At 63.1% G+C, this 21,175-nt stretch carries 26 protein-coding genes and 1 pseudogene; 17 read left to right on the forward strand and 10 right to left on the reverse strand.

Annotated elements, in window-relative coordinates; translation table 11 throughout:
- The first annotated feature begins 20 nt into the window (after positions 1–20).
- The 11 genes from ACZ1JS_RS19920 (at position 21) to ACZ1JS_RS19970 (ending at position 8,444) form a co-directional block, all read left to right on the forward strand.
- Positions 21–509, forward strand: coding sequence for an SRPBCC family protein (locus ACZ1JS_RS19920; protein ID WP_047867275.1), 489 nt, complete (start codon positions 21–23; stop codon positions 507–509).
- Positions 506–880: a hypothetical protein gene (locus ACZ1JS_RS19925; protein ID WP_345907588.1), complete on the forward strand. Its 375-nt coding sequence runs from the start codon at positions 506–508 to the stop codon at positions 878–880. The genes ACZ1JS_RS19920 and ACZ1JS_RS19925 overlap by 4 nt, the downstream gene beginning before the upstream one ends.
- A 45-nt stretch (positions 881–925) precedes the next feature.
- Positions 926–1,267 carry a flagellar hook-basal body complex protein FliE gene (gene fliE / locus ACZ1JS_RS19930; RefSeq protein ID WP_047867274.1) on the forward strand — a complete coding sequence of 114 codons (342 nt, stop codon included), beginning with the start codon at positions 926–928 and terminating at the stop codon, positions 1,265–1,267.
- A 31-nt stretch (positions 1,268–1,298) separates the two neighbouring features.
- Positions 1,299–2,186, forward strand: a complete 888-nt coding sequence (locus tag ACZ1JS_RS19935; RefSeq protein WP_465169035.1) for a bestrophin family protein — start codon at positions 1,299–1,301, stop codon at positions 2,184–2,186.
- Positions 2,187–2,191: 5 nt separating this feature from the next.
- Positions 2,192–2,575, forward strand: coding sequence for a hypothetical protein (locus ACZ1JS_RS19940; protein ID WP_053556597.1), 384 nt, complete (start codon positions 2,192–2,194; stop codon positions 2,573–2,575).
- A 3-nt stretch (positions 2,576–2,578) separates the two neighbouring features.
- Positions 2,579–3,265: a ZIP family metal transporter gene (locus ACZ1JS_RS19945; protein ID WP_053556568.1), complete on the forward strand. Its 687-nt coding sequence runs from the start codon at positions 2,579–2,581 to the stop codon at positions 3,263–3,265.
- Complete coding sequence (locus tag ACZ1JS_RS19950; protein WP_053556569.1) at positions 3,262–3,870, forward strand: cation efflux transmembrane domain-containing protein; 609 nt, start codon at positions 3,262–3,264, stop codon at positions 3,868–3,870. Before ACZ1JS_RS19945 ends, ACZ1JS_RS19950 begins: the two co-directional genes overlap by 4 nt.
- The gene (locus tag ACZ1JS_RS19955; protein ID WP_465169036.1) at positions 3,867–6,368 is read left to right on the forward strand and encodes a heavy metal translocating P-type ATPase; all 2,502 of its coding nucleotides are present in this window, start codon (positions 3,867–3,869) and stop codon (positions 6,366–6,368) included. Before ACZ1JS_RS19950 ends, ACZ1JS_RS19955 begins: the two co-directional genes overlap by 4 nt.
- A 523-nt stretch (positions 6,369–6,891) precedes the next feature.
- A complete protein-coding gene (locus ACZ1JS_RS19960) occupies positions 6,892–7,347 on the forward strand; it encodes an MgtC/SapB family protein (RefSeq protein ID WP_126015091.1) in 456 nt (151 codons plus the stop codon).
- 98 nt (positions 7,348–7,445) lie between these two features.
- Positions 7,446–7,823 (forward strand): hypothetical protein, encoded by a 378-nt coding sequence (locus ACZ1JS_RS19965; RefSeq protein ID WP_126015099.1) that lies wholly within the window; start codon positions 7,446–7,448, stop codon positions 7,821–7,823.
- A 12-nt stretch (positions 7,824–7,835) separates the two neighbouring features.
- Positions 7,836–8,444 carry a DedA family protein gene (locus ACZ1JS_RS19970; protein WP_047867287.1) on the forward strand — a complete coding sequence of 203 codons (609 nt, stop codon included), beginning with the start codon at positions 7,836–7,838 and terminating at the stop codon, positions 8,442–8,444.
- Between the two features lie 259 nt (positions 8,445–8,703).
- On the opposite strand, the gene ACZ1JS_RS19975 is transcribed toward ACZ1JS_RS19970, so the two are convergent.
- Both ACZ1JS_RS19975 and ACZ1JS_RS19980 read right to left on the reverse strand, forming a co-directional pair.
- Positions 8,704–9,096 (reverse strand): hypothetical protein, encoded by a 393-nt coding sequence (locus ACZ1JS_RS19975; RefSeq protein ID WP_465169037.1) that lies wholly within the window; start codon positions 9,094–9,096, stop codon positions 8,704–8,706.
- Positions 9,097–9,268: 172 nt separating this feature from the next.
- Complete coding sequence (locus tag ACZ1JS_RS19980) at positions 9,269–9,697, reverse strand: DUF3800 domain-containing protein (RefSeq protein ID WP_465169038.1); 429 nt, start codon at positions 9,695–9,697, stop codon at positions 9,269–9,271.
- A gap of 88 nt (positions 9,698–9,785) precedes the next feature.
- Here ACZ1JS_RS19980 and ACZ1JS_RS19985 point away from each other — a divergent pair.
- Positions 9,786–10,957, forward strand: a protein-coding gene (locus ACZ1JS_RS19985; RefSeq protein WP_184504135.1) for an IS3 family transposase whose coding sequence is annotated in 2 segments (ribosomal slippage) — positions 9,786–10,050 and positions 10,050–10,957 — 1,173 coding nt in all. Because the reading frame shifts where the segments join, the coding sequence is not laid out codon by codon here.
- A gap of 58 nt (positions 10,958–11,015) precedes the next feature.
- On the opposite strand, the gene ACZ1JS_RS19990 is transcribed toward ACZ1JS_RS19985, so the two are convergent.
- From ACZ1JS_RS19990 to ACZ1JS_RS20005, 4 genes and pseudogenes are all read right to left on the reverse strand, one after another.
- A complete protein-coding gene (locus ACZ1JS_RS19990) occupies positions 11,016–11,402 on the reverse strand; it encodes a DUF3800 domain-containing protein (protein ID WP_465169039.1) in 387 nt (128 codons plus the stop codon).
- A gap of 528 nt (positions 11,403–11,930) precedes the next feature.
- Entirely contained in the window at positions 11,931–12,296 is a 366-nt protein-coding gene (locus ACZ1JS_RS19995; protein WP_233420134.1) for a TFIIB-type zinc ribbon-containing protein, read from the reverse strand.
- A 63-nt stretch (positions 12,297–12,359) separates the two neighbouring features.
- The gene (locus ACZ1JS_RS20000; RefSeq protein WP_126053655.1) at positions 12,360–12,683 is read right to left on the reverse strand and encodes a hypothetical protein; all 324 of its coding nucleotides are present in this window, start codon (positions 12,681–12,683) and stop codon (positions 12,360–12,362) included.
- Between the two features lie 662 nt (positions 12,684–13,345).
- Positions 13,346–13,588: pseudogene (locus ACZ1JS_RS20005) on the reverse strand (DUF411 domain-containing protein); the annotation flags it as partial.
- 384 nt (positions 13,589–13,972) lie between these two features.
- Between ACZ1JS_RS20005 and ACZ1JS_RS20010 the strand changes: the two are divergent.
- From ACZ1JS_RS20010 to tnpC, 5 genes are all read left to right on the forward strand, one after another.
- A complete protein-coding gene (locus tag ACZ1JS_RS20010) occupies positions 13,973–14,206 on the forward strand; it encodes an arylsulfatase regulator (RefSeq protein WP_231372556.1) in 234 nt (77 codons plus the stop codon).
- 349 nt (positions 14,207–14,555) lie between these two features.
- Positions 14,556–14,888 carry a hypothetical protein gene (locus ACZ1JS_RS20015; RefSeq protein ID WP_465169040.1) on the forward strand — a complete coding sequence of 111 codons (333 nt, stop codon included), beginning with the start codon at positions 14,556–14,558 and terminating at the stop codon, positions 14,886–14,888.
- Positions 14,889–15,013: 125 nt separating this feature from the next.
- Positions 15,014–15,370, forward strand: coding sequence for an IS66-like element accessory protein TnpA (gene tnpA / locus ACZ1JS_RS20020; protein ID WP_086011137.1), 357 nt, complete (start codon positions 15,014–15,016; stop codon positions 15,368–15,370).
- A 50-nt stretch (positions 15,371–15,420) separates the two neighbouring features.
- Entirely contained in the window at positions 15,421–15,714 is a 294-nt protein-coding gene (tnpB, locus tag ACZ1JS_RS20025) for an IS66 family insertion sequence element accessory protein TnpB (protein WP_119184635.1), read from the forward strand.
- A 55-nt stretch (positions 15,715–15,769) separates the two neighbouring features.
- On the forward strand, positions 15,770–17,329 hold the full coding sequence (gene tnpC, locus ACZ1JS_RS20030; protein WP_037447103.1) for an IS66 family transposase: 1,560 nt from the start codon (positions 15,770–15,772) through the stop codon (positions 17,327–17,329).
- 124 nt (positions 17,330–17,453) lie between these two features.
- Here the strand turns inward: tnpC and ACZ1JS_RS20035 are convergent, their stop codons facing one another.
- From ACZ1JS_RS20035 to ACZ1JS_RS20050, 4 genes are all read right to left on the reverse strand, one after another.
- Entirely contained in the window at positions 17,454–18,389 is a 936-nt protein-coding gene (locus ACZ1JS_RS20035; RefSeq protein WP_016510913.1) for an NAD(P)/FAD-dependent oxidoreductase, read from the reverse strand.
- A gap of 197 nt (positions 18,390–18,586) precedes the next feature.
- Positions 18,587–18,808, reverse strand: a complete 222-nt coding sequence (locus tag ACZ1JS_RS20040; protein ID WP_010408734.1) for a hypothetical protein — start codon at positions 18,806–18,808, stop codon at positions 18,587–18,589.
- Between the two features lie 411 nt (positions 18,809–19,219).
- Positions 19,220–20,503, reverse strand: a complete 1,284-nt coding sequence (locus tag ACZ1JS_RS20045; protein WP_010408731.1) for a glycoside hydrolase family 130 protein — start codon at positions 20,501–20,503, stop codon at positions 19,220–19,222.
- 78 nt (positions 20,504–20,581) lie between these two features.
- Complete coding sequence (locus ACZ1JS_RS20050) at positions 20,582–21,142, reverse strand: acyltransferase family protein (protein ID WP_126053652.1); 561 nt, start codon at positions 21,140–21,142, stop codon at positions 20,582–20,584.
- Positions 21,143–21,175: the final 33 nt, after the last annotated feature.

Genomic DNA, 21,175 nt, shown 5'->3' on the forward strand with positions numbered 1-21,175 from the left:
CATCTCTTGGAGATGGGGATATGCCTCGAACCATAACCAGCTTGATGCTTCATGGCGGGCCATTGCGCATCTGGTCGGTGCTTACCGATCCGGATCATCGCCGAGCATGGAGCCCGCTCGTATCTCTCGATAATCCGTCCCGCCTCGGCGACACGGAATGCGCCTTCGCGATCCAGGGCATTACCCGGCCGATCCGGACGCCCGCCCGGGTCAATCAAATCGACAAGCCGCACGCCTACGCTTGGTCCTGCGGTATCCCCTACCTGTTCACGCTCGAAGAGCGGTACGAGCTGGCGGGGGACGATGGCGGCACCAGGCTGACGCATAGTTGCACGCTTCGTGGGGCGCTTTCCCTTCCGTTCGCGGCGATGATGTTACGCCGCCTGCGGTCCCTGATGATCGAGGCCGACGATCGGCTTGCGACCTATCTGCGCTGGCGGGTGGGTCAGCCTACCCGTGGGATCAATCGTCAGCGCGTCCCCTCCCGCTACAGGAGGAAGGCGCGATGATGCTTGGTAAGCGGATACTGCCCGCACTGATCCTCGTTGTCGGGCTGACGGCTTGCTCGGAAAGCAAGCCGCCAGCGCCGCCAACCGAGCAGCAAATCCATTCATCCGACAGCGCCGTGGCGACCGGGGAAATGGGACGGCATCCCTACCGCTGTTCCGACGGGGAACCACTGTTCGTCGATTACAAGGACGATGGCCTGCAAATCGATTTGCGGCGCTCCGGCAATGGGCCGCCGATGACGCTGACGGCGCCAGCGCAGGGCCTGCAATATGTCGGCGAGACGGCCACCGCGACCTTCAAGGGGTCGCAACTCACGATCGTGGAAGGCGAAGGCCGCACGCGGACATGCGAGCGGGAGGGCGTCCAATGAACCGTCCCGTCCTCCGACACATCGCACTGCAACGGGGGAGAAGCGATGTCTGACACGTCGATCTCGAATGTGATGGCCATTCGCGCCGAAGTGATCGCGCGAAGCCGCGCTTTGCGTGAGGCGCAGCCGACGGCACCGCCCGGCGTGACGCCGACCGCTCCGGCGTCGAACTTCGCCGACACCCTCAATGCCGTGGTCGCAAAGGTCAACGAGACCCAGGAGCAGGAGGATGTCGTCACCGAAGCATATGAGCGTGGCGAAACCACCGACATTGCAACCGTCGCGCTCATCCAGAGCCGCGCATCCATTACTTTCGAGGCGACCCTGCAAGTCCGGAACAAGCTGCTGTCTGCATATCGGGACATCATGAACCTGCCGATTGGATGACGATCGCGAAGATATTTAAGGCGCAATTGATATGATAGTCGGCGCGAGGCCACGTTTTAGGCAGATCATTATTGAGGTTTGGAAGCCTCTCACGATCCTGTTCGTGTGGGACGTGGCGGTGACGGCATTCCACATGATGACCCCGATCAAGGAACCGCCTTTGCCGACGGCGCTGTTCGGCACTGCCATCGCGCTCTTCATGGGGTTTCGGACCAACGCCGCTTATGCACGCTGGTGGGAAGCGCGAACTCTTTGGGGCGCGCTCATCAATGCCTCGCGCAGCTTGGCCCGGATCACGCGCAGCCTGACCAAGGGGGAACCCGAGGGCAGTGAGATGCGGCACAACATCATCCTGCGGCAGATCGCCTTTGCGCACTCGATGCGCTGCCAGCTTCGCCGACAGTCGCCCTATGAAGAGATTGCCCGGGTCGCTGGAACGGAAGTCGCCGATATGGCGGTCGCCCGCCTGAACCCTGCCAACGCGCTCCTGGAGGACATATCGGGCATTTACGCCGACGCGCTCGCGGAAGGTCGGATCACCGAAATCCAGCAGGCAACTGTGGAGCGCGTCCTGATCGACATCGCCAATGCGCAGGGCGGCATGGAGCGGATCAAGAACACGCCGCTGCCCAATGGCTTTCGGTTCTTCCCGAACCTCTTCACGCGTGTGTTCTGCGTGCTGCTCCCGATCGCGCTGGTCGAATCCCTGGGCCTTGCCACGCCGATCGGATCGACGCTGATCGGACTCGTCTTCCTCGCGGTGCTGAGCATCGGCGAGGATCTGACCGATCCGTTCGCCAATAGCGTCCACGATGTCCCGCTCACGGCAATGTGTCGCACGATCGAGATCGACCTTCTCCAAACCGCGGGACTTCCGGCCCCCGAGCCGCTGACACCTGACCACGGGGTGCTGTGGTGATGGGCATGCGCGCCTTGCTGCATCTGCCCGGGCTGACGATCGCGCGCGTTGGCGTCGTTCTCGTCACCGGCGTGATTGTAGGGGCGTGCAACCCGGCTCCGAGCGAACCTGTCGAACCGGCTCACGACAAGCGTGTGACGCCAAGGCTGATCGCGCAGCGCATCATGTATTGCGACGACGGCACACGCGCCGATGTCGACTTCATCGACGACGGCCTCAAGATGGCCGTAACCTGGCTGCCGAAGGGCAGGACCGAGATCCTGCGCGCCCAGCGAACCGGTGATGAATTTCGCGGCAACCAGTCACGGGCCGTCGTGGCGGGCGGGGCGATCGCCTTCATGCGGCGCGGGAAAATCCACGTCTGTCACCGAACCCCGGAGGGATCATAGGATATGCAGGCACTGCTTTACACGCTTGCGCCTGTGCTGGCGGTCGTGCTCGGCGCGATCATAGCGAGCCGCACCAAGTTGAAGCCCAACCTTGTGGCCGGCCTCCAGCATCTCGCGGCAGGGGTCGTGTTCGCGGCGGCCGCGACTGAAATCCTGCCGCAGGTCAAGCATGAGGCGTCGCCCAGCGCGACGTTGATCGGCGGGGCGGCGGGCGTTGCGACGATGCTAGGGCTCAAGGCATTCGAAGCCCGCTTCAAAGGACCGATGGCGCTGCTCGCCGCGATCGGCATTGACATTCTGGTCGACGGCTTGGTGCTCGGCCTCGCCTTCGTGGCGGGCGAAAAGGCGGGTTTCCTGCTGACGATCGCGCTGACGCTGGAAGTGTTGTTCCTAGGGCTGACGCTGACCGACGAGCTGGCGGAAACCTATCGCTCGCGCCTTCGCATTATCGTGATCGTGTCGGCATTGGCGCTGCTGCTGCCGCTCGGCGCGCTTGCGGCCGTGCCCGTCGCCACGCTGTCGCCGGTGATGGTCGCCGGCTTCCTCAGCTTCGGGCTGATGGCGCTGCTCTATCTCGTCACGGAGGAGCTGCTGGTCGAGGCGCACGAGAAACCCGACACCCCGCTCATCAGCTCGATGTTCTTCGTGGGGTTCCTGGCCCTGCTCACGCTTGAGGAGATTATGGGATGATCTCGAGCAATGACAACAACGGCGGACAGGAGCGCCGCACCCTCTGGATCGTCCTGCTGCTGAACGCGGCGATTGCGGCAGGCTTCTTCGTCTCGGGCTTCTTCGCGGATTCGAGCGCGCTGATCGCCAACGGCGTCGACAACCTGTCAGACACCGCCGTGTACGCGCTGAGCCTCGTGGCGCTCACCCGGGGCAAGACATGGAAGACACGCGCCGCGATGGCGTCGGGCGTCATGCTGCTGATCTTCGCGGGCGGCATTCTGCTCGATGTCGCACGGCGCTACGTGCAAGGCAGCGAGCCGATCGGACCGACCATGATGGTCATGTCGGCGATCGCCGGCGTCGTAAACTACCTCTGCCTGCGGCTGCTCCAGCGGCTCAAGGATCCGGACGTCAACCTACGGGCCGCCACCACCTTCAGCTTCAATGACTTCATTTCCAATGGCGGCATCCTGATCGCGGGCGTGCTGGTGCTGTGGCTGGGCACCAACTGGCCGGACCTGCTGGTCGGCTTCGCGACCGCCATCATCGCCATCAAGGGCGGTGTCGAAATCCTGCGCGACGCGCGCGCCGAAACCAAGAAAAGCGAAAGGAGGTCGTCATGAACGACAAGCTCGAACTCGATATTCCAGTGCTGTTGCCGGGTCTGCCTGATGCGGCCGATGCCTGCCTGGACCGTCTCGTATCGACCCTGTCGAAGCGCGAAGGCGTGGAGCGGGCGCATGTGATCTGCCTCGACGGCGACACGCCGGCGGCGCTGTGCATCCATTTCGACGCTGCCAAGCTGCCGCTGCCGCGCTTGCGCGAAATGGTGCGCGCCGCAGGCGCCGAGATCACCGAGCGCTACGGCCATGCGATCTGGCAGGTGACGGGTATCAATCACGAGCGCCGGGCGCGCACCGTCAGCGATGCGCTGTGCGCCTTGCCCGGCGTGGTCCAGGCAAGCGCCAGCACCAGCGGCTCGGTTCGGGTCGAGTATGATCGACGCGAAACCACCGAAGAGGAGGTCCGCGCCGCACTTGGCAAGCTGAAGGTCGGTGTGGGCAAGCGGGTCGCGGCCGACGACCATGCCGGCCACGACCACGGGCCGGGGGGCCACGGCATGAGCGAGGAGAAGCACGGTCCCGGCGATGGCCACGACCATAGCCATGCCGAGTTTCTTGGCCCCAACACCGAGCTGATCTTCGCGCTCGCCTGCGGCGCGCTGCTGGGGATCGGCTATGCGATCGAGAGGCTAGTTGCCGGCGCACCGGAGTGGCTGCCGACCGCCTGCTACATCACAGCCTACTTTTTCGGCGGATTCTTCACGCTGCGCGAGGCGATCGATAACCTTCGGATGAAGAAGTTCGAGATCGACACGCTGATGTTGGTCGCTGCCGCCGGCGCCGCTGCGCTGGGCGCATGGGCCGAAGGCGCGCTGCTGCTGTTCCTGTTCAGCCTTGGTCACGCGCTCGAGCATTACGCGATGGGTCGCGCCAAGAAGGCGATCGAGGCGCTGGCGAAGCTCGCCCCGGAAACCGCGACCGTGCGTCGCGACGGGGAAACTAGCGAAATCCCTGTCGAACAGATGGTCGTCGGGGACATCGCCATCGTGCGCCCGAATGAGCGCCTGCCCGCCGACGGCTTCGTCATCAAGGGCACGAGCGCGATCAACCAGGCCCCGGTGACGGGTGAAAGCATCCCGGTCGACAAGGTGCCGGTCGCCGACGCTGCGGCGGCACGCGCAAAGCCCGATGCGGTGGACGCGGAAAGCCGGGTTTTTGCCGGTACGATCAACGGCGGCGGCGCGATCGAGATCGAGGTGACGCGCCGTTCCAACGAAAGCGCACTCGCCAAGGTCGTGAAGATGGTGAGCGAAGCGGAGACGCAGAAGTCGCCGACGCAGCGCTTCACCGATCGGTTTGAGCGGATCTTCGTGCCTGCTGTCCTGATCCTGTCGGTGCTCCTGCTCTTCGCATGGGTGGTCGTCGACGAGCCGTTCCGCGACAGCTTCTATCGCGCGATGGCGGTACTGGTTGCGGCAAGCCCGTGCGCGCTCGCCATCGCAACGCCGAGCGCTGTCCTGTCTGGCGTTGCCCGTGCAGCGCGGGGCGGCGTGCTCGTGAAGGGCGGTGCACCGCTCGAAAACCTCGGGTCGCTCAAGGCGATTGCTTTCGACAAGACGGGCACGCTGACCGAAGGTCGTCCGCGCATCACCGATGTCGTGCCCGTCGATGGCGCCGACGAAGGCGAGCTGCTGGCGCTGGCCGTCGCTGTCGAAGCGTTGAGCGACCATCCTCTGGCCCAAGCGATCGTCAAGGACGGCCGCGAACGACTGAACGATCGTGCCGTGCCGACTGCCGGCGACCTCAAGAGCCTGACCGGTCGGGGCGTCACCGCGAGCGTGGATGGCGAGACGGTCTGGATCGGCAAGGCCGAGATGTTCGGGAGTGAGGGCATTCCGGCGCTGGGGCAGGGGGCACAGGACGCGATCGCGAAACTGCGCGAGAACGGTCGCACGACGATGGTGGTCCGCAAGGGGGACCGCGACCTGGGCGCGATCGGCCTGATGGACACGCCCCGCGAAGCGGCAAAGACCGCGCTACGCCGGCTGCACGAAATGGGCGTATCGCGGATGATAATGATCTCTGGCGACCACCAGAAAGTCGCCGAAGCGATCGCCAACGATGTCGGGATCGACGAGGCGTGGGGCGACCTCATGCCCGAAGACAAGGTTGCCGCGATCAAGAAACTCGCCGGCGAAGACAAGGTCGCAATGGTGGGTGACGGCGTGAACGATGCCCCGGCGATGGCAAGCGCCACGGTCGGCATTGCGATGGGCGCGGCGGGGTCGGACGTTGCGCTGGAGACAGCCGACGTCGCCCTGATGGCTGACGATCTGGCGCACCTGCCATTCGCGGTGGGCCTAAGCCGGCATACGCGTGGAATCATCCGGCAGAACGTCTTCGTCAGCCTGGGTGTCGTCGCCTTCCTCGTTCCTGCGACCATCCTTGGCCTCGGCATTGGGCCAGCGGTGGCGGTTCATGAGGGATCAACGCTGCTTGTTGTCGTCAACGCGCTCAGGCTGCTCGCCTACCGCGATCCGGCGGGGAAGGCGGCATGAAAACGCCCCCCATCAAGCCTGACAGGATCGCTGACGCAGTTTAAGGGAGATAATCTCAGTGAAGCCAACGTATCTTTTAGCAACCGTCGCTATATGCGCCCTCGGCGCAGGATGCTCACCTTCCATATTAAACGATCGTATAAAAATTACTAGATATCCAAACATGCTTGTTTCATCAAATATATATGCCAAAGGCAGCGGAATTATACTGATCGGCAACGTCAGTCACTCCATTGGACACTATCCAACTCACGGATATATGAAAGCCTGTGCTACGTGGTCTTCAGGAAACCGCGAGTGCAAAGAGAGATTTGTCCTCATGACTGACAGTTCTCGCCGACGTGAAATTCCATTCAAATTTGGGTTCAATGGGTCACCCGATCAACTGATGAGCATGGAACTAGAATTTATCAGGCCCGAGAAGTCTCGCCCCCAATAGGCTCTGTCGATTTGCCGTCGGCCTCGCCGACGAAAAGAACGAGGATCGGGGCAACCAGATTGCCGCTTCTGGGCAGGGGAAGGCATGTTTCAAAGCTCGTGGATCGAAATAGCTACCCATATTGTCAGTCTCGCCATCGCCTATGGGCTCGCCCTTCCTGTTGGCTGGGATCGCGAGAAGGACGCCCGCAGCGCAGGCATCCGTACATTCCCGTTGGTTGCCATCGCCAGTTGCGGCTTCGTGCTGGTGGGCATTGCGATCCTCGGCCGCACGTCTCCAGCGCAAGCCAGGTTGCTCGAAGGTCTGATTACGGGAGTCGGCTTCATCGGGGGCGGCGCGATTCTGAAGAAGGGCGACAAAGCGTCAGGCACGGCGACGGCGGCCAGTCTGTGGGCGACTGGCGCACTCGGCGCGGCCGTGGGCTATGGCCTATACGACATCGCCTTTATCCTGAGCGCTACCACCTTCCTCACCCTGCGCTGCTCTCGTCCGCTCAAGCGCGCCACCAATGGCGACGTCGGCAGCTCGGCAAGCCGATGACGAGCCCTTGGGCGAGCCGATGGATGCGGCCTGTGCGATCCCTTACCCGGCGCCGGGCACCGGCGAGGACCATCGCGGTGCGTGACCGCCAACATCGCTTGCTGCGCTGGGCGACGCTGCTGGAGCGCAATCCCCACCAGATCATCGGCCTGCTGTCCCCTTCTTGGGCGGGCGGCGACGCGCACGGCACGATGGTCGATCGGCCGAGCGCGATCGATGTCGCATGGAGCGACGTGGTGCTGCGGGTGATGGGGTTAGCGGGACGATCGCGCGGTGAAGCAAAATCGTTCTTCGGGTTGTCGGATGCCGAGCTGGATCGGATTGCCGCAGGTTCGTGGCGGTGTCCGGTTCGACCCGCTTGGCAGGTCGCCGTGCGGATCAGGAACGTCGAATGTCCGCGCCTGGAAAATCGGATCGTTGGGTCCGTCGTCGCCCTCCTGCTCGTGATTTGCGCGATCTCCTATTGGATCTTCTGACGAGGCTGGTTTGTGTTCGACATCATAACATCGATCCTCGCGTCACTCGGCGGCTTTGGCGTTTTCCTGTTGATGCTGGCCGAGAACGTCTTTCCGCCGATCCCGTCGGAAGTGATCCTGCCACTTGCAGGCTACACCGCTGCCCAAGGGCGCGGCTCGCTGTGGGTAGTGGCGATCGCTGGTACCCTCGGATCGGCTACAGGGGCAGTGCTGTGGTACTATGCCGGTCGCTGGATCGGCATCGATCGATTGAAGCGCTTTGCGTCCCGCCATGGCCGATGGCTGACGTTGACGCCCGATGAGGTCGATCATGTCGACCGCTGGTTCGACCGCTACGGTCGTTGGGCGGTTCTGTTCGGGCGCATGGTCCCGGGGGTCCGGACCCTGATTTCCGTACCCGCTGGGGTCAGCGGGATGCCCCTTGGCCCATTCTTGGTCTCGACGCTCGCAGGCTCGGCCATATGGACCGTTATCCTCGTGCTGGCGGGCTATGAGCTGGGCGAGCGCTATAGTCAGGTGGCGAACGTCATCGAACCGGTGAGCAACGCCGTGCTCGCGCTGGCCGTCATCTGGTATCTTTGGCGGGTCGTGATGTTCGGGCGATCAAGAGGTGGCCATTAATGGCTGGCCTGCTGCCCATATTCCCTGCCGGACTTTGGCTCATGGCAGCTTCGATGCTCATCCGCATCACACGTTTCGCACGCGCCTTTAGCTTGATCTCTCCGGCCAGCGCCCTCGTTCTCATCAGGTGGGTCGGTAGACTTTACCGCAGCGGGTTTCAGGCATGGCGTCGCAACGGGGGAAAGTGGCGTTGGGCTGGAATATGGAGAGGATCAACATAATGGGGAATAGTAAGCAGTGGGTGGCCATCGCCGCTGCCCTAACGATCATTCTGGCCGGTTGCGGGGTGATTAAGCCGCGAGATGCGGGTTATTTCCGCTTCCACGCGGACGAGGCGAGACTGGTCGTCACACGCTGCGAGCGGGGTCAGGAAACCGGCAGCGACTGCGAGGCGGCGGCGCAGGCCGTGGCCGATCTCGACGCGGCGGCGCGGCGACAGCCCCCTACCCAGTCCAGACGCTGATGCTCCCGATCGGCTTGCGGCGCGCGGCGAGAAGCCGCGCGCGTCCCGTATCGCGTCGATCGGCTCACCAGTCATAATGTCGATGGCGTGGCGCAGCGGGATCATGCGGGCCGCCATCGCGTCGCGGTAGCCCCAGGCATCGGCATAGACGGTCGGCTCGGCCGCCAGATAGGCCATGACGATCAGCATATCGTCGGAAATAACGGCATCGCAGTTGCAGAGGTGGAGGGCAGCGGCGTGAACGGGTTCACCCCGCGCGCTGGGCGCGTCCATAGGTGTGCCACGTGGCACACCCGTCTTCATCGTTGGAACGATGCATCCGACCCGGCTGAGCGATATGCCGGAGGAATGACCTGCCGGATCACGCTGTCGTGTCGTCGTTGTCCGAAACAGGCTGTGCGAGACCCGTATCGACGACGGCGGGCAGGGCTTCCACCGTTTCGACTTCGGCGGCAGCCGTTTGCAGGCGGATCGAGCTTCGCACCGATGCCGCGTCGAGCCGATCCTGAAAGTAGGTCTGCGACCATGCCATGTCAGCCCATTCGTCGGGACGTGCTTGATAGGCGCCGACGCGACCAACCAGACCGCACAGCCAGTCGGCGCACTGGCACGTCTGGTAGCGTTCGCTTTCGACTTGGAAGGGAGGCTCGATGATGCGGCGGCGGGGGGAGGGGCCGCCATACATGGCTTGGCTCGCGCGGGTCAGGATAGCCTCGCGATCCTGATGCTCGTCCATGACGATGACCATATCGGCGTTGTTCTGATCGGCATATTGGTTGAGGCGCTTCATCGCCTCGCCCAGAACCGTGAGGTAGTGAGGTGGTCCCGGAAAGCTGGACAGGTTGCTAAGCTAATCCCGACGTGAGGAACGAACGGGAATGAAGACGACGAGAAAGCGCTACAGCGCGGATTTTAAGGCGAAGGTGGCGCTGGAGGCGATCCGTGGCGATATGACGCTGGCGGAACTGGCTGCGAAGCATGGGGTGCATCACACGATGATCGCGGCGTGGAAGCGTCAGGCGATCGAAGGGATGTCGGCGACGTTCTCCGGTGCCGGTGAGGCGGCCAGGGCGGCGAGCGATGCGGAGGTGGACAAGCTGCACGCGAAGATCGGGCAGCTACTGGTGGAGCGGGATTTTTTAGCGAAGGCCTCCGGTCGATGAGCGTGGCACGGAGGCGGGAGCGGATCAATCCTGCTCACCACTGCCTGTCGATCGCGGCGCAATGCCGTCTGCTGTCGATCAGCCGGTCGAGCTACTATTACGCGCCAGTGCCGGAGACCGAAGAGACGCTGGCGCTGATGCGGGTGATCGATGCGGCGTTCCTCGACATGCCGTGGTACGGCAGCCGCCAGATGGTCCGGCATTTGCGCCGTAATGGCCATGATGTTGGACGACGACGGGTGCGGCGGCTGATGGCGAAGATGGGGCTGTCGCCGATCTACCAGCGGCCGCGCACGAGCGATCCGCACCCGCAGCACAGGGTCTATCCCTATCTGCTGCGCAAGCTGGCGATCGAGCGACCGAACCACGTCTGGTGCGCGGACGTGACATATATCCCGATGCGCCGGGGCTTCCTGTATCTGGTCGCGGTCATGGACTGGGCGACGCGCAAGGTGCTGGCCTGGCGGCTGTCAAACACCATGGACGCGGGCTTCTGCGTCGCGGCGCTGGAGGAAGCGCTTGCGCGCTTCGGAAGGCCTGAGCTCTTCAATACCGATCAGGGCAGCCAGTTTACCAGCTTCGCCTTCACGAGCGTGCTACGCGACGCCGAGGTACGGATCAGCATGGATGGCCGGGGTCGGTGGATGGACAATGTGTTCATCGAGCGCCTGTGGCGCTCCCTCAAATATGAGTGCGTGTATCTGCACGCGTTCGAGACCGGCTCGGAGTTGCGCGCTGGCCTTGGCCGGTGGATCACCTATTACAATCACCAGCGACCCCACTCGGGGCTAGCCGGGCGAACCCCGGCGGAAGCCTATGGGTGGCTCGGCGCTTCAGATCATGGGGGGCATGCCCCCCATGATCTGATGACCAAAATGGCGGCATGATCGACAACCCGGATTAGCTTAGCTCAGCCTTAAAACTGTCCAAATAGGCGGGACCACCTCAGTAGAGCGCCTGCGCCTTGAACTCCGCGACGGGGCGGTTCTTCTCGAGTCCAACGTAGAAGACATGTCCGCCGCACGCGCGGATCTTGTTGAGGATGCGATTGGCCGCCGTGCGAACCTGTCGATATTTCTCGACGTTCATGGTGGTGAAGAGGGCCGAGCCCTTCTTCTCCCATGTCGCGGGATGCTGGCCGCTTTGCCCGATCTCCCAAGCCAGCATGTTGCATTTGAGCTGGTAGAACCAGGTCGAGAACTGGCGAACGGACGATGCGGGGAGTATCATGCCGCCGAGCCCGAAGACGGGACTGTCATTGTATGCGGGATCGTCGCGCGCGACATACGGACCGATGTGGCCGAACTCGTCAAGATAGGCGAAATACAACATACAGGTCCCCAGAAACGCGAAAGCCCACGCTAAGCGTGGGCCTCGGAATTGGGGCAGCCCGTGAGCCGCGTCCGCCGATGGATATGAGGGATAGGCCCGGTTTTGTCAAGCACGGTTGCTGAGTAGACCTGCCATTCTAACGCCGGCTGACTTTGCTCGCATGGTCAGGATCGCGGTAGTCACCGTGCCAGTCATGCTCCGCGGCGACGGGATCGACCGAAGTTGAGAGCTTCGGCACCCTGAAGGCGGGAGGCAAAGGTTTGTACACAGGATATGGGAAGGAGACGGCTGGGTAGCCGCCATAGTTTCCGCCCTCATAGGCGTGGCCCCGTCCCAGTTCACCCCACCATGGCTCCCGCTCCAGCTAACGCCGGCACCATGTGTGTTACGTTGCGCAAGCGCAGGCGAGGTCGCCAGACCTGCGATGATCAACGCACCTAACCCAAGGTAAATCTTCCTGATCACGGTGGACTCTCGCTCATTGCCCTATGCCCGGCATCGACCGAGCGAAGTTCTGTTCCGGTTCGCTCAATGCCGGAACAAGCCTCCAAGGAATCCACCACGGCGATAGCCGCCGTGGTGGCTCTCACGATGCCCGCCATGATGCTCATCGCCATACCCGCCGCCCCAAGGTCCCGGCTGGACATAGCCTGGGCTCGGCACGGGAGGGACCGAACTCGGCTGAGGCGGAACGACAGCCGCTTCGTAGGCGGCATTGCGCTCGATGATCTTGTCGAGCTCACCGCGATCGAGCCAGATGCCCCGGCACTGCGGGCAATAGTCGATCTCGATCCCCTGCCGGTCGGCTAGTACGAGGTCCACACGGCACACTGGGCAAAGCATGCCCTGCGTTCGCGAGGTGGTCGGGTTCGAGGCAGATGATAAATCGGCCATTACAAAACTCCTTATGCCAAAGTACCCCGCCTGCTAGCGGGATGCCCTTGCGCCCTAGCGAACTCAGTAGCCGTAGTAGCGATTCCCGCCACGATGTTCGCGGCGCTCGCGACGCTCATGCCGCTGTTTTTCCCGCCATTCGTGACGTGCGGCTCGAGCGTTGTAGGCACGATCGTCATAACGGTGGTCGTTGTAGCTACGGTCGTTGTAGCCATAGCCCGGCCCGCGATCGTGATATCCGCCGGATCGCTCATAGCCCGAGCCATCGTAACCTCGGGCATGCGCCTCGCCCCGATAGGTCTGCCCACCATATCCACCATAGGACTGAGCCATGGCCGGTGAGCCGAACGTGAGTGCAGCTACTGCGGCGATCAGGAAGCGTTTCATGATCATTTCCTCAAAGCGGAGTGGCCGGTCGCCACGCCTTAAGGGTGTCGTAGACCAAGCGGGATGAATGCGGTGGGAACCGAGCCGGCAGGCGTCATTCATCTGCTACGTAAGTGGTCAATGATGCCCCCCGCCATGGCCCCCACCGTGTCTCCCTCCATGATGCACTCCGCCGAAGTGGCCGCCGCCAAAGCCAAACCCTAGCCCGAACGATCCATAGCGCCGGCCGTAATAGCCTCCTGGATAATAAGCGCGACGGTAGTCGGCCGCCGACACCGCGACTACGCAGGTCGGCACTGCGCCTGTGAGATCAGAGAAAGGCGCGTTCGACGGAACAGGAAGCGGGCCGAGGGCGACCGGACCGGCTTCAAGGCCAATGGGCTGGGCAAGGACAGCGCCCGGTGTGGTGCAGGGCACCCGGTAATAAGCATAACGGGGTGCATATCGCCCGGTCGCACATCCTGCCAGCAACGTGGCTGAACCCACGGCGAGGCCGATCAGCCTCAATGTCGGAAACGACATCGCTCTCTCCTGCCGGTGAACGCCGCTACCGGCTTGTTTTCATGGCTTCTTATTAGGCCATGCAGCCCGCCGCGCCAAGCCGTCCGGATTATCCCGTCGGCCTTTGTCCTCCGTTATTCGTGCCAAGAGTCTTCATGTCTTCAGTGCCGGGCGAACAGCCTTTGCTCTGCCGGCCCAAACGCAACGACCGCATAGGGCTGGGCCGGTCTGCCCGGCATTTCCATCCCCGGCGAGCCTAGCGGCATTCCTGCAACGGCAAGACCTCGAACCCACTTGGGACGCTGCGTTAGAGCACGCTTCATATCCACGATCGGAACATGACCCTCGAAGGCCATCCCATCGACCAGCGCGGTATGGCAGGAACTCAAATCGGTCGACACGCCTACATGTAGGCGCTTGCAATCGTAGCGGCGTCTGCTCGCAAACGGAGCGATTTTCTGCTCACCCTTTCTGCCACTGGCGCATGGCCTCGTGCTCGAATTATCTGCCAGTGTGCTCGCCATCATCCGGCGCTGCTTGCAAACGGGGCGTCGTGCTCACACTCCCTGCCAGTGGGTTCTCCAAACCCGTCGCCGGCAGACGCTTTTGCGAAGCGGGTTTCCAGAACAGTTTTGACACGCGGCGGGCCGCAGAAATGCGTTGCGGTCATGGCCCGCCGGCAGGATCGTCAGAAAGGAAGGTTTTCGCGAACAGGGCCAGCGCATAATAGGCGATGACACCACGCAAGCGGAAAGGGTGCGATGACCAAAACCGAAATGCTGGAGACGATGAAACGCCTCGACGCCCATGCGAATGCCCTGCTGCTGATCGGTGCTTCCGATATCGATCTGCTCGGCGGCATGTTCGACGTGATGCCGGACTTCAAGGCGCTGCTCGATGCCGGATACGGCGAAGAGATCGAGAGAAACGCCGGTCGCTTCCCCGGCCTGCACCGCTACGCCGTCATGCTCTCAAATATCGCCGAAGGGATCGCGGACGGCTCCATCCGGGTGCCACGCTGACGCCACTCCCGCTGGCAGATAATGTGAGCAGGCGACCATGACTGCGAGCAGCGCCGGATGATGGCGAGCACATTGGCAATTAGCGTGAGCAGACTGCTCCGCCCATTGTCAGATAATCCGAGCAGAAAATCGCTCCGTTTGCGAGCAGACGCCGCTACGATTGCAAGCGCCTACAGCTAGGTGAGGGGTAGCGGCAGGCGTCACCTCTCACACGTGCCGCTCAGCAAAATATGGTGACAGGATCGTCACCGATGTCGGCGTGAACAGTTGCTGACAGATGCATTCAGAACTGCTTCAACCCGAACAACTTACCAAGGTCTCACGTGATTGAACGATGAGGAGAACAGAAATGTTCGGCAAAATGTTTGCGGCTGTCGCACTGGTCGCCTCTACAGCTGGTGCTCTTGCACCAAGCGCGGCGCTTGCCCGGGATCGCAACCATAGCGGTTGGCAGAATCGAGATGGTCATTCTCAGCGCGGGTATGGCAACCGTGGGTATAATCGTCGTGGTGGGCATGGTTATAACACTGTCAACAGGCAATATAACGGCAATCGCAACGGTTATTATAATAACAGTGGTTACTACCCTCGACAGCATGGCTACGAGCGGCAGCATGGGTATGATCGCAGCTATAATCAGCGCTACCAAGGCGGCCACGACAACTACGTAAGCGTGGCCTGAGGGCCGCCTTGCCCGTTTGGCCGTAGCCGGGATGCTTATCGTCTTTGACGAGGGCGCGGGCGGTGCGGGAAGTTTTCGGTTCTGAGACTGGTCGTACGAGCGCTCGTACGACTGGTCGTGTGGAGGTGGTCGGCCGGGTATCGGGCCGACGGAGCTGGTCGGACGCGGAGAAGCTGGAGATCCTGGCCGAGGCGTTCCGGCCGGGCGTGCGGGTCCGTGATGTCATCGCCCGGCGCGAGGTGTCGAGCAGCCTGATCTATACGTGGCGCAAGCAGGCGCGGCTGGGCAAGCTGGGCGGGGTCGCGCCTGCGCTGCCGGCATTCGCCGAGGTGCGCGTGGCCGATGTCGCCGCACCTGCGCCGCAGCCGGCGACATCCACGTCTGGCCTCATCTGCATCGAATTTCCGGGTGGCGTCCGAGTGAGCGTGGACGGGTCGGTGGACGCCGGCGCGCTGGCGCGAGTGTTGTCGGTGCTGCGTTGAGCCCCACGCCGTTGCCGACGCGGGTGTTCCTGGCGTGTGGCGTCACCGACATGCGCAAAGGGTTCGATGGCCTGGCGGTACTGGTGCAGCAGGTGCTGGCCCAGAACCCGCACTCGGGCGCGTTGTTCGCGTTCCGGGGCAAGCGGGGTCATCTGGTCAAGCTGCTGTGGTTCGATGGGCAAGGCCTGTGCCTGTTCTCCAAGCGGCTCGACCGGGGTCGGTTCGTCTGGCCGGTGACCGCGACGGGCACGGTGACGCTGACGCCGGCACAATTGTCGATGCTGCTGGAGGGCATCGACTGGCGTCGCCCAGAGCGGACGTTCACGCCGACGCTGGCGGGGTGAAAACGGCGGTTTTGCGACGCTTTTTCTCGCCCGTCGATGCGTGATCTGTTATGAAATGCGGGTGCTGGAAGCGCCTGTTTCCCCTGCTGATGCCACCGCGCGGATCGCCGCACTGGAGGCATCGCTCGCCCGGGCGAATGCCGCGCTCGCCGCCCGCGATCTGCTCATCGACACGTTGCGCGGGCAGATCGCTCGACTGCGGCGGATGCAGTTCGGTGCCTCCTCCGAGAAGTTGGGCCGCGAGATCGAACAGCTCGAGCTGGCGCTGGAAGAGCTGGAAACGGAGCGGGATGTTTCGGAAGTCGAGACTGCGGTGCCTGGAGTAGCGCCGCGCCTGGCACCGGTCCGCAGTCTGCCGGAGCATCTGCCGCGCGAGGAGGTCGTCCACGAGCCGGCGTCCGGTATCTGCACCTGCCCGGACTGCGGTGGTGCGCTGCGCCGGCTGGGCGTGGACGCGCACGAGATGCTCGACATCGTGCCGGTGCGCTGGCGGGTCGTGCGCAACGTCCGCCCCAAATACAGCTGCGGGTCTTGCGAGAAGATCGTCCAGGCACCCGCGCCGGTCAGCGCTGTGGCGCGGGGCAAGGCGACCTTCGCGACGCTGGCGCACGTCGTCGTCTCCAAGTTCGACCACCATCTGCCGTTGTACCGCCAGGCCGAGATGATGGCCGCGCAGGGGCTCGAGATCGACCGCTCGACGCTCGCGGGCTGGGCCGGGCAAGCTGCAGCACTGCTCGACCCGGTGGTCAGCCGTATCCGTGACGAGGTGCTCAAGGCCGACAAGATCCACGCCGACGACACGCCGGTGCCGGTGCTCGAACCCGGCCGTGGCAAGACCGCGACCGGGCGGCTGTGGGTGTACGCCGCCGACGACCAGGCGTCCGGCAGCACGACACCGCCCGCAACATGGTATCGCTTCACGCCCGACCGCACCGCGGCGCACCCGCAGGCGCATCTCGCCGGCTTTCGCGGCTTTCTCCAGGCCGATGCCTATGCGGGCTATGACGCCCTGTACCGCGGTGGCGTCACAGAGGTGGCATGCTGGGCACACTTCCGGCGCAAGGTGTTCGACCTGCACGAGCGCCTCTCCACGCCGCTGACCACCGATATCCTAGAGCGCATCGGCGCGCTCTATGCCGTCGAGGCGGAGGTGCGTGGTCAGCCGCCGGATGTACGCCGTCGAGCGCGACAGGAACGAAGCCAGTCGCTGGTCGACGCCTTGCGCGAGGTGCTCGACGCTGCCCTTCGCCGCCTGTCGCCCAAGTCCGACATGGCCAAAGCCATCGCCTATGGCACCAAACGCTGGCCGGCGCTGTGCCGCTTCCTGGGTGACGGGCGTCTGGAGATCGACAACAACATCGCGGAGCGGGCCCTGCGCGGCGTCGCCGTGGGAAGGCGCAACTGGCTGTTCGCGGGTTCGCGCGCAGGCGGCGAGCGAGCCGCCGCCATCTACACCGTCATCCAGACCTGCAAGGCCAACGGCGTCGACCCGCAGGCCTATATCGCCGATGTCATCGCCAGGGTCGCCGGCGACTGGCCCGCCACCCGCTGGGACGAGCTGATGCCGTGGAACTGGGTGCCCCAGACAGATCAGCCAACAGCCCAAGCCGCATAAACTGCGGTCCTCACGCCACGCTTACACAACTACCGCGGTCACTGATCTAGGTTCGCATCCCGAGACTTAACCGGATCGGGATGCGAGCACTTATGTTATATTTTCGGTCGATGCTCCAACCGGCTTACTTGTCCTCGCTGGCGCGGAGCGAGTTGTGAATCGCCGTCGCTGCCTGCGCGGCCTGACCCATTGCAACGCTGATCTGATCGAGACTTTCGACGACATCGCCAGCCGCGTACAAACCGCTAACCGAGGTCTGTTGATGGGCGTCGGTGACAACGCAGCCGCCTTCGCCAAGCTTCACGCCGATCCCGGCGACGAGTTGCGTATGCGGCGAGGAGCCAAGTGCCGGATACAGGGTATCAAACGAGAGGCGACGCCCATCTGCCAGTCGAACCGCGATCTGATCGCCTTCGATCGATATCTGGTTCACCGCTTCCTTGATGACGTCGACACCGAGCCTAATAAGCCGCGCCTCATCCGGCCAGGAGAGTTCGGGCGAGCGCTGCGCCAGCAGCGTCACCCGCGCGCCATAGGGGCGGAGGAACTCGGCCTCGGCAGCACCATGATCGTCACAGCCCAGCACAGCGATATTGGCGCCCTTCGCTTCGTAAGCGTCGCACACCGGGCAATAGCGGATCAGGCCGCGCGCCAATGCAGCATCGTGCGACGCCTGAGGCATTGAAGGCCGGTGATTTCGGACGCCGGTCGCCAAGATCACGGTACGGCCTTGCCAGCTTGTCGTTTCCGTCGCGACGGAGAACCCGTCCTCGACGATCGCCAGGCGAACCACCTTGCCCTGCTCGATCGTCGCGCCGTAAGCCTGTGCTTGCCGTTTCATCCGCGATAGCAGATCAGCACCACCAATCCCGTCTGGAAAGCCCGGCAAATTGTGTGACCGCGGAATCGAACTCGCACGCCCCGCTCCCGCGTCGATGACGACACAGTTGCGTAGAAAGCGCCCGAGATAGGTCGCGGCCGTCAGTCCGGCGGGGCCACCGCCGATGATGATGCAATCCACGTTTTCCTGCGACGTCGACGTGTCAGCTGCTGTACGCATAAAGCCATTCTCCCAAGCCGGCTCTAGCGCGCGCTCTATTCACATTTACGTGCGCACGGCGTTCGTCCCTCACACGCCGGGTGTCGCGTAGGATGATTCCTGTCCCGAATACGCCCGGCAGTCGTCATCCAAGCAAAGTCGGATGGTGTCGCTGCGGCTACGCTTCCCGTACGAACAAGCTCGAACAGATCGGCGCGTCAGTGGCCGCCATGACCGCCGCCCCCACCATGACCGAAGCCGCCGCGATGGCCAAAGCTGCCACCGTGTCCATAACCACCGCCGTGAAGTCCGAAGCCGATCCCAATCGAACCATAGAAGGGCGACCCATAGCCGGGATAGCCATAATAGGGATCGTAATAGCCCCCGCCCCCCCGATAGCGCGCATTATATGCCAAATTTTGGGCGGGCACCGCGATCATGCAAGCTTGCACATTTTGCGCGGCTGGGCCGCCGGGTCCCCCGGGACCGGGCGTGGCTGGAGGCGCGTCCGGCGCTGACAAGGGCTGCGCTACGAAAGCTCCCGGCGTATTACACGGCACTGCGAAATAGGCGATGTTACGGCTGGGCGGCCCATAGGTCGCGCACCCGCCGAGCGCCGCTGCGAGTCCGGAAAGTGCCGAAAGCTTCAGAATCTGCGGTGACATGCGAAAGCCTCCATCGCTTGGGCCTGGATCACGATAGTCGCCAAGGCTGCAAGGCGCATGCACCGCCTCAAACGCTGCTGCGGATCCAGGCGCTGGCCGGAACCACCGACTGACCAGGCGCACCAGAACCGCTCATATTATTAAATACGCAATCGGCGGTGAAATCCCTCAAGGCACGCCGCCCAATCACTCCATCACTGCGAGCAGATCGTCGACCGTCGTGGTCGCGAACGCGGTGAAGCTGTCCGCCACTGCGTAGGGGAGCAGTAGATCGCGGCCGACGACGAGCGCGCCGCAGCTGTAGACGACATTAGGAACATAGCCGTCGCGCTGTTTAGGGCTGGGAGCCAGAACCGGGCGAGGCGTCCGCGCCAAAAGCTTCGAGGGGTCGTTTTTGTCGAGCAGGCAGGCGCCGATGCAGTAGTTGCGCACCGTGCCAACCCCGTGCGTCAAGACGAGCCAGCCCTCGTCCACCTCGATCGGTGAGCCGCAATTGCCCATCTGGACAAACTCCCACGGATACCGCGGCTCGATCAGCTTGGCGCCACCGCCCCAGTGGAGGATGTCGTCCGATCTCAGTAGCCAGATGTTCTTGTTGTCCTGGCGACCGAGCATCGCGAACAGGCCATCGATCCGACGGGGAAAAAGCGCCATCCCCTTGCCCAATGAGGCATCGCCGGTAAGCGCGCGCATCTCGAACGTTCTGAAGTCGGTCGTGGTCAGCAGCTCCGATCGCGCCTCCGCGCCGCTGAACGCAGTGTATGTACCATGGTAGGCGAATGTGCCGTCGCCTTCGTCAAAGCGGACCAGCCTGAGATCCTCGATCCCCTGGCGTTGGCTAGGCAGCACGGGAAACAGCACAGTTTCCGACAAGGTCTCGCTGCCGTCATACCGAAGCCGGGCGAGGTCGTCTGTATCGGCACGCTCGATAATGGGCTGCATCGACACCGAGCTGGGATCGTCCACAACCAGCGTGCCGCCCGGCTTCCACCGCCCCGTACGGAAGGTAACTGAAGACAGATGGCCCTCGCCGATCCCGCGCAGCGAGAGGATAAACCGAACCTCGCCATCGCCAACGTCGCTTTGGTCGGGATGCAGCACGGCGCTGGGATTGAACAACGCCGCGCTCTCATAGGCGTATTCCTGACTGAAATAGGCTCCGATCAGTCGGCGTCGCGCATCGTCGCAGCGATCGGCGCCGTCGAAGTGATCGGCGACCTCGTCAAAACGCCGCCGCAGCATCGTGTCGACGTCGCGGTGGTTCTCATCCAGGGACGCGGTGACGCCCTCCAGCTGACGGGTCAGCTCCGCCTCGCCGAGCGACAGGATCAGATTGACCGTTTCCTGAGTGCGGGTCGTGCCAGCGTCGAAACCTCGCGGATAGCCGGGCTCAAACGGCCTGACCAGGGTACGCGACGGGTCGGGCCGTAGCGTCACATGAGGAAAACGGAGCTTAGCGCGCTGGATCATGTCTGGCTTTCTCGAATTGCGGTATGTGAATGGGCGGGCTTGGCCATCAAAGCGGATCCTCGTGGAATCATTAAGCCTCTACCCAGGTTGGAGATGCCGCAGTACCGCAGCGTTCAACCGGCGCCTCAGCGGGATATCGATGCGCGTGGCCATGAACCAGGACGCGGTGCAGAGTGCAGCCAGCAGGAGAATCCCGGACCAGGGAGCGGGTAATTGCGGCAGACCTGGTAGAAGTTTGGGCAGGCCCATTACCCCAATCGTGAAGACGGGGATTTGCAAGACATAGATGGGATAAGAAATTTCCCCGAGGAAAGCGCACATTCCTCGGCTTGGTACAGGGTTGCGTCCAATCGAAGCGGCTACAATCAGTGGAAAGACGAGCAGCACGCAGGCCGCATCGAATAACCCCCGCAAAACAGGTGATATGGGTGAACCAAGGGCACCGACCGTGATTGCGATGATGATGATTTGGGGTAATTTCACGGAAAATAGCGGTGCTAGTTTTCCTGTCTCCCGCGCGCGATGAATCAAAACTCCGACAAAGAATGAAAAGGTGACCCTGATTGCGGCAAGATGAGCATCAGGCCAATATGCTCCTCCATTGAGATTGCCGCGAACGAGCGCCAATGCCAAAAGCATCAAACCCGATATACCAACGATCACTCCCAGTCG

The sequence above is a fragment of the Sphingomonas sp. BL-S-05 genome (assembly GCF_055521695.1).

Coding starts and splice junctions, on each gene's coding strand:
- ACZ1JS_RS19920 (WP_047867275.1), top strand. CDS start 21: ATGCCTCGAACCATAACCAGCTTGATGCTTCATGGCGGGCCATTGCGC.
- ACZ1JS_RS19925 (WP_345907588.1), top strand. CDS start 506: ATGATGCTTGGTAAGCGGATACTGCCCGCACTGATCCTCGTTGTCGGG.
- fliE (WP_047867274.1), top strand. CDS start 926: ATGTCTGACACGTCGATCTCGAATGTGATGGCCATTCGCGCCGAAGTG.
- ACZ1JS_RS19935 (WP_465169035.1), top strand. CDS start 1,299: ATGATAGTCGGCGCGAGGCCACGTTTTAGGCAGATCATTATTGAGGTT.
- ACZ1JS_RS19940 (WP_053556597.1), top strand. CDS start 2,192: ATGCGCGCCTTGCTGCATCTGCCCGGGCTGACGATCGCGCGCGTTGGC.
- ACZ1JS_RS19945 (WP_053556568.1), top strand. CDS start 2,579: ATGCAGGCACTGCTTTACACGCTTGCGCCTGTGCTGGCGGTCGTGCTC.
- ACZ1JS_RS19950 (WP_053556569.1), top strand. CDS start 3,262: ATGATCTCGAGCAATGACAACAACGGCGGACAGGAGCGCCGCACCCTC.
- ACZ1JS_RS19955 (WP_465169036.1), top strand. CDS start 3,867: ATGAACGACAAGCTCGAACTCGATATTCCAGTGCTGTTGCCGGGTCTG.
- ACZ1JS_RS19960 (WP_126015091.1), top strand. CDS start 6,892: ATGTTTCAAAGCTCGTGGATCGAAATAGCTACCCATATTGTCAGTCTC.
- ACZ1JS_RS19975 (WP_465169037.1), bottom strand. CDS start 9,096: ATGCTGATCGTCATGGCCTATCTGGCGGCCGAGCCGACCGTCTATGCC.
- ACZ1JS_RS19980 (WP_465169038.1), bottom strand. CDS start 9,697: ATGAAGCGCCTCAACCAATATGCCGATCAGAACAACGCCGATATGGTC.
- ACZ1JS_RS19990 (WP_465169039.1), bottom strand. CDS start 11,402: ATGTTGTATTTCGCCTATCTTGACGAGTTCGGCCACATCGGTCCGTAT.
- ACZ1JS_RS19995 (WP_233420134.1), bottom strand. CDS start 12,296: ATGGCCGATTTATCATCTGCCTCGAACCCGACCACCTCGCGAACGCAG.
- ACZ1JS_RS20000 (WP_126053655.1), bottom strand. CDS start 12,683: ATGAAACGCTTCCTGATCGCCGCAGTAGCTGCACTCACGTTCGGCTCA.
- ACZ1JS_RS20010 (WP_231372556.1), top strand. CDS start 13,973: ATGAAACGCCTCGACGCCCATGCGAATGCCCTGCTGCTGATCGGTGCT.
- ACZ1JS_RS20015 (WP_465169040.1), top strand. CDS start 14,556: ATGTTCGGCAAAATGTTTGCGGCTGTCGCACTGGTCGCCTCTACAGCT.
- tnpB (WP_119184635.1), top strand. CDS start 15,421: ATGCGCAAAGGGTTCGATGGCCTGGCGGTACTGGTGCAGCAGGTGCTG.
- tnpC (WP_037447103.1), top strand. CDS start 15,770: ATGCGGGTGCTGGAAGCGCCTGTTTCCCCTGCTGATGCCACCGCGCGG.
- ACZ1JS_RS20035 (WP_016510913.1), bottom strand. CDS start 18,389: ATGCGTACAGCAGCTGACACGTCGACGTCGCAGGAAAACGTGGATTGC.
- ACZ1JS_RS20040 (WP_010408734.1), bottom strand. CDS start 18,808: ATGATCGCGGTGCCCGCCCAAAATTTGGCATATAATGCGCGCTATCGG.
- ACZ1JS_RS20045 (WP_010408731.1), bottom strand. CDS start 20,503: ATGATCCAGCGCGCTAAGCTCCGTTTTCCTCATGTGACGCTACGGCCC.
- ACZ1JS_RS20050 (WP_126053652.1), bottom strand. CDS start 21,142: ATGCTTTTGGCATTGGCGCTCGTTCGCGGCAATCTCAATGGAGGAGCA.